Here is a 12,155-nt window from a genome sequence, read left to right as displayed (position 1 = left end):
GAGAAAAGGAGCCGTTGCTGGCTCCTTTTTTTATGCGGTTGACTTCTAGCTTCTAGCTTCTAGCTTCTAGCTTCTAGCTTCTAGCTTCTAGCTTCTAGCTTCTAGCTTCCAGCTTCCAGCTTCTAGCTTCCAGCTTCAGTCACATGCGTTCCGTCCTGCTCCAGGGGTCCGGTCTCATGCTGAACTGTCCGTGCTGCCATTGCTTGGCCAGGCGGCGGAAATCGTCGCCTTTCACATGGATCAGATCCCGGTGGTCACCGCTTTCCATGTAGACGTCGGCCATGCCGAGCAGGGCATCGTCCACCAGGGTATCCAGTGCATAAGGATCACCCATGGCCGGAATGGCGCCCGGGTCGCAGTCGTTGAACCACTGCTCCAGGGTGCGTTCCGGTGCCAGTTGCACTTCGCCGTGTACCAGGTAGTTCAGGCGCTGCAAGTCGACCTTGTCGGCGGCGGGGATCACCGCCATGATGGATTTACCGTCGTCCCGCTCCAGGATCACGGCCTTGGCCATCTGGGCGAGGGGAACATGACCGGCGATGGCGCTTTGTGCCGCCCCTTCCGAGTAGGCGTGATGCACCATGTCATAGGGGATATGATGTCGGTCCAAGTACTGTTTCAATCTGAGTGACATACCCATAGCTACCTCCCGAAGGCCAAGCCGTAACCGGCCGCCTTCTCTGCTGCATAACCAGTATAGACTGTCGGACAAAAGTTGACTCTTAAATGCCTCATTTGGGGCTTTGATCCAGATCAAGTGCGAGTGGGATTACCATTTTTTAACCGGATAATTACTTTAGAATGACTTTTTTAAGGAGCCGAACGAGATCCTCAAGGAATGCGTAACCTCTCATTGAACTGGAAGATTTTTCTGCCGCTGCTGGTGAGCTTCGTGCTGGTATTCGTGCTGTGTTTCGCCGTTTCCACCCAGTTGCAGCGCGGCCTGGCGCTGCAGCTGGCCGAAGAAAAAATCGAGACCACCGCCAACCTCTATATGGATCAGCTCAATGTGCTGATGGTCAATGGCGCCATTCACCAGCGCCAGCTGGTGCAGACCAAGGTGCAGGAAGAGGTGGGCATCCAGCAGGCGAGGGTGATACGGGCGCCGGCGGTGAGCCAGCTGTTCGGGCCGGGGGCGCCGGATCAGGGCATGGAGGACGAGCTGGACCGGCGGGCCATAGAGCAGGGGGAAACCGTGCTCGAGCTGCACCTGGACGACAATATTCCCCATCTGACCCTGATCAAACCCTACAAGGCTTACCAGGAATACCGCGGCACCGCCTGCCTGCAGTGCCACCAGGTGCCGGAAGGCACCGTCATGGGGGCGGTGCGCATCAGCTATGACCTGAGCGATACCTTCGCCCGGATCCACGACAACAACCTGCGCCTGGGCGGGGTGCTGCTGCTGGTGTTCGGCGCCGCCCTGGTGTTGTTGTGGCGGGTGCAGAATTATTACCTGAAGCGGCCCATCCTCAACATCAGCGGACGGCTGCAGCAATTGGCCAAGGAACGGGATCTGGCGACCCGGCTGGTGCCCCTGGGCAAAGATGAACTGGGCGGCCTGGTCGGCGCCATCAACGGCCTGCTGGCCAGTTTCCAGCGGAGCCTGCAGGAGGTGCGCCAGGTCACCGGCCGCATCTATGAGGCGGCGGATCAGATCCAGCAGAGCGCCCAGCATACCGACAGCTCGGTCAAGGCCCAGGATGGGGAAACGGCGCTGATCGCCACCGCCGTCAACGAGATGGAAGCCTCGGCGCGGGAAGTGCGGGAGAATGCCCGGCTGACGGCCGAAACCTCGGAGCAGAGCCATGCCTTCGCCCTGACCGCCAATGACCAGGCCCAGGTGGCCATCTCCGGTATCCAGGCCCTGAGCGGTGAAATCGGCCGTATCGACCGGGTGATCCGCGAACTGGACGGGCGTTGCGATCAGGTCGACAAGGTGCTGGACATGATCAAGGGCATCGCCGAGCAGACCAACCTGCTGGCGCTCAATGCCGCCATCGAAGCGGCCCGGGCCGGCGCCTCGGGCCGTGGCTTTGCGGTGGTGGCGGACGAAGTCCGTACCCTGTCGCTGCGTACCCAGAAGTCGGCGGAAGACATTACCGGCATGATCCGCCTGCTGCAGACGGAAGCCAAGGGCGCGGTGTCGGCCATCCAGAAGGCGGAGGGGCAGGCGGTGGACAGCGTAGAGCGGACCCAGGCGGCGATGGATTCGCTGCAGGCCATCATAGAGCAGGTGGCGCGCATCAACGAACTCAACGCCCAGGTGGCGGCCTCGGCGGACGAGCAGAGCGCGGTCTGCGCCGAGGTGAGCCGTAATATCACCCGGGTGCGGGACTCTTCCGGCGATACCCTGGAACAGGCTCATTCCGCCGCCACCGCCAGCCTGCAACTGGTGGCCGAGTGCAAGGTGCTGGAGCAGATGATCGCCCACTACCGGCTGCAGGGCGGCGGCGCCCGCGGCGACGGGGCCTTGCCGGCAGGGGAGCCGGTGGTGGCCATCTGAGGCAGCAGGGGACGCTCAGGCGTCCCCTTTTACTTCCAGCACCCGGCTGCGCACTTCCCCCCGGGCCAGGCGGGTGCGCAGCTCGTCCCCGGGCGCGAGCCGGCCGGCGTCGGTTACCACCTGGTCATGGCAGAGGGTGATGCTGTAACCCCGGGACAGGGTGGCCAGGGGACTCATGGCGTCGAGCCGGGAGGCGGCAAGGGCCAGCCGGTGCCTGTCTTGCCCGAGGCGGCGGTGGAACAGGGAATCCAGCCGCTGTTCAAGGCGGAGCAGTCGCTCATGCCCGGCCTGCAGGCGGCGTTCGGGATGCTGATGTTGCAGCCTGAGCCGGGTGGCCTCCAGCCGCTGGCCGGCTTGCTCCATCCGGCGCTGCCAGCCCCGCAGCAGGCGCAACTGCAGTTGATCCAGGCGCTGGGCCTGTTGTTGCAGGCGGCGCTCGGGATGCTGGCGACCGAGGCGGGATTCCAGTTGCAGCAATTGCTGCCGTTGGCTCTGCAGATAGCGGCGCTGGGCCGTATCCAGCCGCTGGCGCCACTGCAGCCATTGTTGACTTTGGAGCTCGCCATCCCGGCTGACCAGCTCGGCGGCGGCGGAGGGGGTGGGGGCGCGCAAGTCGGCCACCAGATCGCTCAGGGTGATATCCACTTCATGGCCGACGGCGCTGACCACCGGCAGGGCCGAGGCGGCGATGGCCCGCACCAGCCGCTCGTCGTTGAAACACCAGAGGTCTTCCAGCGAGCCGCCGCCCCGGGCCAGGATCAGCAGATCCGTTTCCGCCCGGCGGTTGGCGATGGCCAGGGCCGCCAACAGTTGCGGCACCGCCGCCTCGCCCTGCACCTGGCTGGGATAGAGGATGACCTGCAGATGGGGCGCGCGCCGTGCCAGCACGGTGAGGATGTCGTGCAGGGCGGCGCCGGTGGCCGAGCTGATGATGCCGATGCGGGTGGGATGGGCGGGCAGGGGGCGCTTGCGATCGGCGTCGAACAGGCCTTCGGCGCCGAGCCGGTGCTTGAGCGCCTCGAACTGCTGCTTGAGCAGCCCCTCACCGGCCGGCGCCATGGTCTGGGCCACCAGCTGGTAGTCCCCCCTGGGCTCGTACAGGGTGACTTTGCCGAAAATCAGCACCTGATCGCCGTCTTTGGGCCGAAAGTTTACGCTGCGGTTATTGCCGCGGAACATGGCGCAACGCAGCTGGGACTGACTGTCCTTGAGCGAGAAGTACCAATGGCCGGAGCCGGGTGTGGCCAGGTTGGAAATTTCACCGCTCAGCCAGACCGCACCCATTTCGCCTTCCAGCAGCAGCCGGGCATGGCGATTCAGGCGGGTGACCGTATAAACGTCTGTTAATTTTTCCTGATGCAAAATGGCCCCTGAGTAGTATTTTTATATGAAAATAAACGGCTTTGCCCGATATTTTGCGCTTAATTTGCCAAAATAACAAAAATCGCTTTACCGAAGGGGGTCGGATGCCTACAATTCATCGGCAATATTTTTCCCCCAACTGATGGTGAATATTGCGATGCTTAGGATTGCCCAAGACGCCCTGACCTTTGATGATGTACTGCTGGTCCCTGCCCATTCCACCGTGCTGCCCAATACGGCGGATCTCCGTACCCGGCTGACCCGGGAAATCCATCTTAACATCCCTATCGTTTCTGCCGCCATGGATACCGTGACCGAGGCCGAGCTGGCTATCGCTCTGGCCCAGGAAGGGGGCATCGGCTTTATTCACAAAAACATGTCGATCGAGAAGCAGGCGGCGCAGGTGCGCAAGGTCAAGAAGTTCGAAAGTGGCGTGGTATCCGATCCGGTCACCGTCCGCCCGGACATGACCATCGCCGATGTGCGGGAGCTGACCCGCCAGAACGGATTTGCCGGTTATCCGGTAGTGACGGCCGAGGGGGAACTGGTCGGCATCATCACCGGGCGGGATGTCCGTTTCGTACAGGATATGAGCAAGAAGGTGCATGAAGCCATGACCGGCAAGGAGCGGCTGGTGACGGTGCCGGTGGGCGCGGCCCGGGAGCAGGTCGAGGCCCTGATGCAACAGCATCGCATCGAAAAGGTACTGGTAGTGGCCGCCAACGGCCAGCTGACCGGCATGATCAGCGCCAAGGATTTCCAGAAAGCCGAGAGCAAGCCCAACGCCTGCAAGGACGAGCAGGGCCGGCTGCGGGTCGGTGCGGCCGTGGGGGCGGCACCGGGCAACGAAGAACGGATCGAGGCGCTGGTGGCGGCCGGCCTGGACGTGCTGCTGATCGACTCTTCCCACGGCCATTCCGAAGGGGTGCTGCAGCGCATCCGTGAAACCCGCAAGGCCTATCCGAACCTGCCCATCATCGGCGGCAACGTGGCCACCGCCGCCGGCGCGCTCGCCCTGGCCGAGGCCGGTGCCAGTGCGGTCAAGGTGGGCATAGGCCCCGGCTCCATCTGTACTACCCGTATCGTCACCGGTTGCGGTGTGCCCCAGATCACCGCCGTGGCCAACGCGGTGGAAGCCCTGAAAGACCTGGGCATACCGGTGATCGCCGACGGCGGCATCCGCTTCTCCGGCGATATCGCCAAGGCGCTGGCCGCCGGCGCCCACTGCGTGATGATGGGCTCCATGTTTGCCGGCACCGAGGAATCGCCCGGCGAAATCGAGCTGTTCCAGGGCCGTTCCTTCAAGTCCTACCGGGGCATGGGCTCGCTCGGCGCCATGACCAAGGGCTCCAGCGACCGTTACTTCCAGTCCGACAACGCCGCCGACAAGCTGGTGCCGGAAGGCATCGAAGGCCGGGTACCCTACAAGGGCAAGCTCAAGGAAATCATCCACCAGCAAATAGGCGGCCTGCGCAGTGCCATGGGCCTGACCGGCAGCGCCACCATCGACGACCTGCGCACCAAGGCGGAATTTGTTAAGATATCCGGCGCCGGCATCCAGGAGTCGCACGTGCATGATGTGACCATCACCAAGGAAGCCCCGAACTACCGTTTGGGTTGATCCCGAAAGCAACAAACGGGGGAGCAATCCCCCGTTTTTCTATTGCCGTTTGGCCCCCCACAGACGGCCCTTGAAACTAGTAGGAAGACGATGACCAAAAATATTCACGATAACCGGATCCTGATCCTGGACTTCGGCTCCCAATACACCCAGCTGATCGCCCGCCGGGTGCGGGAGCTCGGGGTGTACTGCGAGCTGTGGGCCTGGGACGTTACCGAAGCGCAGATCCGTGACTTCAATCCGAACGGTATCATCTTGTCCGGGGGGCCCGAGTCCGTCACCGAGGCGAACAGCCCGCGGGCGCCGGAGTATGTGTTCAACGCCGGGGTGCCGGTGTTCGGCATCTGTTACGGCATGCAGACCATGGCCGAGCAACTGGGCGGCGCCGTGGCCGGCTCCAGCGAGCGGGAGTTCGGCTACGCCCAGGTGCAGCGGGTGGCCGAATGCGCCCTGTTCGCCAATATCGAAGACGCCATTGACGACCAGGGCAACGCCCTGCTGGACGTGTGGATGAGCCACGGCGACAAGGTGGTGGCCCTGCCCGAAGGCTTCACCAAGGTGGCCCAGACCGGCAGCTGCCCCTTCGCCGCTATGGCCGATGAACAGCGCCGTTTCTACGGCGTGCAGTTCCACCCGGAAGTGACCCACACCCGCCAGGGTGCGCGCATGCTGGAGCACTTCGTGCGCGGCATCTGCGGCTGCGAGGCGCTGTGGACCCCGGCCTCCATCATCGAAGACGCGGTGGCCCGCATCCGCGAGCAGGTGGGCGATGGCAAGGTGCTGCTGGGCCTGTCCGGCGGCGTGGACTCCTCCGTGACCGCCATGCTGCTGCACCGGGCCATAGGCCCGCGGCTGACCTGCGTGTTTGTGGACAACGGCCTGCTGCGCCTGAACGAGGCGGACCAGGTGCTGGAAATGTTCGGCGATCACTTCGGCCTCAATATCGTGCACGTCAACGCCGAGCAGCGCTTCCTGGCGGCCCTGGCCGGCGAGAACGATCCGGAAGCCAAGCGTAAGATCATCGGCCGGGTGTTTATCGAGGTGTTCGACGAGGAAGCGGGCAAGATCCAGGACGTGAAGTGGCTGGCCCAGGGCACCATCTATCCGGACGTGATCGAATCCGCCGGCTCCGCCACCGGCAAGGCCCATGTGATCAAGTCCCACCACAACGTGGGCGGCCTGCCGGAAGACATGGAGCTCAAGCTGGTTGAACCGCTGAAAGAGCTGTTCAAGGACGAGGTGCGCAAGGTCGGCCTGGAGCTGGGCCTGCCCTACGACATGCTCTACCGCCACCCCTTCCCGGGCCCGGGCCTGGGCGTGCGGGTGCTGGGCGAGGTGAAGAAGGAATACTGCGACCTGCTGCGCCGGGCCGACGCCATCTTCATCGAGGAGCTGCACAAGCATGAGCTGTACAACAAGGTCAGCCAGGCCTTTACCGTCTTCCTGCCGGTACGCTCGGTCGGCGTGATGGGCGATGCCCGCAAGTACGACTGGGTGGTGTCATTGCGTGCGGTGGAAACCATCGACTTTATGACCGCCCACTGGGCGCACCTGCCCTACGACTTCCTGGGCCATGTGTCCAACAGGATCATCAACGAGGTCGACGGCATCAGCCGGGTAGTCTACGACATCTCCGGCAAGCCGCCCGCGACCATCGAGTGGGAATGATCACACGTTAGGTAACAGCTGGCACCAACCGGCATGAAGTGTCACTTAAGCCCATGTTTACATGGGCTTTTTTGTTTTTATAGCCTGCACTGTCTGGCAAGATTTGGCAGCCCCAAGCAGGTCTTGAGCGTGGTATTCAGGGTGGTATTATCGACGGGTGATGCCATAAGCGAGAGCCGATACCATGCTGCGCTGCCTTGTGAACTCATGGTATCCAAAGTCCATAACCAGCTGTTTTTAAATAGATTAATGGCTATTTTGTGGGGCATTTTCAGCATGGTATCAAAACCGATGAAGGACAAGACTCATGCTGACCGATACCAAGCTGCGTAACCTCAAGCCCAGGGAGAAGCTCTACAAGGTGAACGACCGTGATGGCCTCTATGTGGCCGTGACGCCGGCCGGCACCGTCTCGTTCCGTTACAACTACTCCATCCATGGTCGGCAGGAGACGATCACCTTTGGCCGTTATGGCGTGGGCGGCATTACCCTGGCTGAAGCCCGGGAGCGGCTGAATGAAGCCAAGCGCATGGTGGCCGATGGCAAGTCACCGGCCAAGGAGAAAGCCCGGAACAAGGCCCGGGTGAAAGACGCCGAAACCTTCGGTGCCTGGGCGGAAAAGTGGCTGCGGGGCTACCAGATGGCGGACTCTACCCGGGATATGCGCCGCTCGGTTTATGCCCGGGAACTGGAAAAGAAATTCGGCAATCAGAAGCTGACCGAGATCACCCATGAAGATTTGCGCATGCTGACCGATACCATTGTGGAGCGGGGCGCCCCTGCGACGGCCGTTCATACCCGTGACATTGTGCTCCAGGTTTATCGCTGGGCCATCGAGCGAGGGCAGAAGGTAGAGAACCCGGCCGACCTGGTAAGGCCCACCAGCATTGCCAGGTTTGAGCCGCGAGACCGTACCCTGTCGCCGGAGGAAATCCGGCTCATGTATGAGTACATGGGGCGGATCGGTACATCGCCCTCCATCCGGGTGGCGGTCAAGCTGTTGCTGCTGACCATGGTGCGCAAAAGCGAGCTGACCAATGCCACCTGGAGCGAGATCAATTTCAGCGAAGCGCTGTGGACCATCCCCAAGGAGCGGATGAAGCGGCGGAACCCCCACCTGGTGTTCCTATCCCGGCAGGCCCTGGATATCCTGATTGCCCTGAAGACCTTCTCGGGAGGTTCAGACTACGTTCTGCCGTCCCGTTACGACTCCGACTTGCCCATGAGCAGCGCCACCCTGAACAGGGTGATGGACCTGACCTATAAGCTTGCCCAAAAAGAAGGGCAGCCCCTGGCCAAATTCGGCCCCCACGATCTGCGCCGCACCGCCAGTACCCTGTTGCACGAAGCGGGCTACAATACCGACTGGATCGAGAAATGCCTGGCCCACGAGCAGAAGGGGGTAAGGGCGGTGTACAACAAAGCCGAGTACCGCGAGCAGCGCACAGCCATGTTACAGGACTGGGCAGATATGATTGATGAGTGGACGACTGAAGTGTAGTGGTCAACTAATTCCACACAGTAAATTATTATATACCGATGCTCGGCCTGAGCCGACGGCAATCCATCATTGTATTGATGAGGACGCAGCCCAATGGCGTAGGGGATCTTTGCGATATCGCTCCCCAGTCGGTCAGTACGTTTAATGTCCTTCTCAATTTGAACGTGATTCAGTCTCATCGTGGTGGAAAAATCGAAAAGACTAGTTGCCAAAATCGCCTCGATGAGCATAAATCCCTGTGTGCCTATTTTATTGTCACACTCCTTTCGTGAAAGAAAATCTTCATTTGAAAAGTTAATTTAAATCAGTGGATTATGTGATATTTTTAGTGGTTGATGAGCAAGTGGAGGTGAATGGTATGAGAAAATTGCAGATCCCCATTGTGCTTGACTCGCTACATAATGAGATGATCTCTGTCGAGTTCTTTGAGGAACATCTTGGTATAAGGGAAATCCATGAGATACGAGCGAATAATGAAAATAAAAAGAGGTTTCTCTGTTTTCATTGCAAGTCTCCGGTAATCCTCTATGCAAAGCGTAGTGATAGTCATGAGAGTGGCCACAAATATCATGTTCAGCATCAAGCAGGAAAAGAATGCTTATGGAAACGTGATTCTAAGACGCTAGGTGAAATTTACGCAGGGATTAAGGAAGGTAAGCGACACAGAGAAATGAAAAGGTTACTTCAAGAAACACTTGAAGTGATCGATGGTTGGGAAGTAATTGATGTTGATAGACGCTTTATTGTCAGTCTAGACAATCTAGAAAGGAGAAAGCCCGACTTACATGCTAAATATAAAGGGCAAGATGTTGTTTTTGAGATACAGATGAGAAGCGAAAATCCGGCTGTTATTGTAAAGCGTAAAGCCTTTTACAATAAAAAGGGGATGAGGCTGGTTTGGTTAAGTGCTGAAAGCTCAGAGTTGGTTTCTGAGATATACAAAACCAATGCAATTGAAATGAAGCAAGTTCAAAAAGACATTGCTTTTGCAAATAGAGGGAATATTTTTTTCTTTAATGGTAGTCTCGCCAAGATCTCTAAAACCTATAATAGCCTTAAAGTGCTGGTAAAGTACATAGACTCAACCATAATTGATGGGTTAATTAAATGTAGATGGAGCGATAAGATTATCTCATTTGATGATGTTCACTTTAAAGATGGAGCTGCATTCTATTATGACTTCATATCTGTTGATGATGGTAATAGACAGAAGTTGGAGTCACAAGGGAAAAGGTTTGTGGCGCAGAATATATCTTCATGGCAGTGCAGGACATGGGAAGATTTTTTAGTTAATGTTAAAAAAGGATGGCCTTTTGTAGACGTTACTCGCAATAGTGAATGGTTGTATCAAGTATATAAGGAAGATTATGATACTAGAGTCCTAAGGTTAAAGAAAACAATTATCAATATTTTATTAGATAAAAAGCACGATATGAAACGCTGGAATCGTTGTGCAAGGCAGTTAGGATATAATGATTTTGGCATTTCTCCCAATGTTCAGTTAAATATTATTGCAAACTTGCTAGTCATATCTGGATACCCAGCCATGAAAAATACTGGGCCAGTCAGAGCAGCACATAACTTCTATGATCAACCCTCTTTTCATTCATACTTTACTTTGTTTATGTCAATTTTAGATAAGAGTCCACATAAAGAGATGATTATCAATGACGATACAATGTCCGACAGACTAAAAAAAGACTTTTCACATATTGAACAAAAAATAGACTTTCATGAATTTATGAACTGGTTTTTATCTGAGCCAAGATTATGAGGAAGGGAAAGTATTTTTTGGATCTCAACCGGCCCCTAAGCTAATTCTAGTCTTTGAGCTGGTGTTTTACCAGTTAGGCCACTACAAACTAACCACGGTGTAACCCTCCCCGAAAAATTGGCCGGCTCTAATACACACTCAATCCTGCCTCCCATCTTGCGCAGAGAATGTAGTCTAAATTCTAGTCATGTATTTTAGCCGCTAAAATTATGTGGCCTGAATTTTGATCAAGTTTTTGCCAGGTTTACATATAGCTTGGTGTGTCGAAGGTTGCTTTATGTGCTAGTCAAAACAACTACTACTTTTTAGGGTGTGCGATTTTTTTGAGGTTTTAGCGGCTAAAAACCAAGGTGGCTATGTCATTTTATAGTGCTCTTTTTTCTGTTTCTTTATTTTCGTGAAAAGGTTTAGCTTAACTTTTTATGTTCGCTTGTTTGTGATTTCGATATATCGAAATTTAACTTTAGCTTGGCTTTTAAGTTGAAGGTTTAATTTTATTTTTTATTTAAAAAATTATTTTTGTTGTTAGTATTAAAGTCTCTTCTGGTCTTGGGAGGCAAATACATGCAAACAATGGCACATAAAACACTTATTAATAGAAAGGCACTTCTGGAGATGATTCCGCTTTCCGCTCGGACAATTTACAACCTAGAACAGCGTGGCGAATTTCCGCGTCGCATTGCACTAACAAGCAGAAATGTTGCCTGGGATCTGGAAGAGGTTGAGAAGTGGATTGAAGAGCGTAAGTCGTCTGGTATCCAAGCCATGCGCCCTGGCTATTTTATGGGAGGTTAACGATATGGCTCTTGATCTCATGTCTGCTTTTACTGAGCTGCCGCCGGCGATTGATTACGTTTTGCCGAATATGGTTGCGGGAACCGTGGGGGCCATTGTTTCGCCTGGTGGGGCGGGTAAGTCCATGCTGGCCTTGCAGCTGGCGGCACAGATTGCCGGTGGTCCCGACCTGCTGGATATTGGCGAGTTTCCCTCCGGCGCCGTGGCTTACCTGCCAGCCGAAGATCCGACTGCGGCTATCCATCATCGGCTGCATGTACTGGGAGCACATCTCACGCCTCCACAGCAGCAGGCGGTGGCTGATGGACTGCTGGTTGAGCCATTGATTGGCAGGTGTCCCGACATTATGTCCTCGGCGTGGTTCGATGGCCTCAGGAAGGTTGCAGAGGGCCGACGCCTGCTGATCCTGGATACACTGCGCCGTTTCCACATTGAGGAAGAGAACGCCAGCGGGCCCATGTCGCAGGTAATTGGCCGAATGGAGGCCATCGCCGCCGAAACGGGCTGCGCTATCGTATTTCTGCATCACTCCAGCAAGGGAGCGGCTATGACGGGTACTGGCGACCAACAGCAAGCCAGCCGTGGCTCATCTGTGCTGGTCGATAACATCCGTTGGCAATCCTACCTCTCAGGTATGACGCCAGGGGAGGCCGAGGAATGGGGAGTGGATGACAGTCAGCGGGGCTACTTCGTCCGCTTTGGCGTAAGCAAGGCCAATTATGGCGCACCTTTTCCCGAACGTTGGTTGCGCCGACATGAAGGGGGCGTGCTCAAGCCGGCCGTTCTGGAGCGGCAAAAGCGGCAGCAGTTCGTGAAGCCGAAAGCAGTGGTAGGGCTTGGTGATGACAACTGGTAACAAGGTCGCTCCCACCAGCACGGCATTACAGGCTCGTGTGATGATCTATCAGCCCACTCAGCGTCCCCGAGA

At 56.9% G+C, this 12,155-nt stretch carries 9 protein-coding genes; 7 read left to right on the top strand and 2 right to left on the bottom strand.

Features of this window, described 5'->3' with window-relative positions:
- Positions 1-139 precede the first annotated feature (139 nt).
- Positions 140-610 (bottom strand): aminoacyl-tRNA deacylase, encoded by a 471-nt coding sequence (locus JKV55_RS11675; RefSeq protein ID WP_237332829.1) that lies wholly within the window; start codon positions 608-610, stop codon positions 140-142.
- Between the two features lie 228 nt (positions 611-838).
- Here JKV55_RS11675 and JKV55_RS11670 point away from each other — a divergent pair, with 228 nt between their 5' ends.
- Positions 839-2,506 (top strand): methyl-accepting chemotaxis protein, encoded by a 1,668-nt coding sequence (locus JKV55_RS11670; RefSeq protein WP_202085452.1) that lies wholly within the window; start codon positions 839-841, stop codon positions 2,504-2,506.
- Between the two features lie 15 nt (positions 2,507-2,521).
- On the opposite strand, the gene xseA is transcribed toward JKV55_RS11670, so the two are convergent.
- Positions 2,522-3,868: an exodeoxyribonuclease VII large subunit gene (xseA, locus tag JKV55_RS11665; protein WP_202085450.1), complete on the bottom strand. Its 1,347-nt coding sequence runs from the start codon at positions 3,866-3,868 to the stop codon at positions 2,522-2,524.
- Positions 3,869-4,025: 157 nt separating this feature from the next.
- Between xseA and guaB the strand changes: the two genes are divergently transcribed.
- The 6 genes from guaB (at position 4,026) to JKV55_RS11635 (ending at position 12,083) form a co-directional block, all read left to right on the top strand.
- Positions 4,026-5,489 carry an IMP dehydrogenase gene (guaB, locus tag JKV55_RS11660; protein ID WP_202085449.1) on the top strand — a complete coding sequence of 488 codons (1,464 nt, stop codon included), beginning with the start codon at positions 4,026-4,028 and terminating at the stop codon, positions 5,487-5,489.
- 90 nt (positions 5,490-5,579) lie between these two features.
- Positions 5,580-7,157, top strand: coding sequence for a glutamine-hydrolyzing GMP synthase (guaA, locus tag JKV55_RS11655; protein ID WP_202085447.1), 1,578 nt, complete (start codon positions 5,580-5,582; stop codon positions 7,155-7,157).
- A gap of 307 nt (positions 7,158-7,464) precedes the next feature.
- Positions 7,465-8,658, top strand: a complete 1,194-nt coding sequence (locus tag JKV55_RS11650) for a tyrosine-type recombinase/integrase (RefSeq protein WP_202085445.1) — start codon at positions 7,465-7,467, stop codon at positions 8,656-8,658.
- 358 nt (positions 8,659-9,016) lie between these two features.
- Complete coding sequence (locus JKV55_RS11645) at positions 9,017-10,432, top strand: DUF6035 family protein (protein WP_202085443.1); 1,416 nt, start codon at positions 9,017-9,019, stop codon at positions 10,430-10,432.
- A 564-nt stretch (positions 10,433-10,996) separates the two neighbouring features.
- Positions 10,997-11,227, top strand: a complete 231-nt coding sequence (locus JKV55_RS11640) for a helix-turn-helix transcriptional regulator (RefSeq protein ID WP_202085441.1) — start codon at positions 10,997-10,999, stop codon at positions 11,225-11,227.
- Between the two features lie 4 nt (positions 11,228-11,231).
- Positions 11,232-12,083, top strand: a complete 852-nt coding sequence (locus tag JKV55_RS11635) for a helicase RepA family protein (RefSeq protein WP_202085439.1) — start codon at positions 11,232-11,234, stop codon at positions 12,081-12,083.
- Positions 12,084-12,155 lie beyond the last annotated feature (72 nt).

It is taken from the genome of Zobellella iuensis, assembly GCF_016746085.1.
Classification (GTDB): Bacteria; Pseudomonadota; Gammaproteobacteria; order Enterobacterales; family Aeromonadaceae; genus Oceanimonas; species Oceanimonas iuensis.
This window is presented reverse-complemented; position numbering and strand designations above follow the sequence as displayed.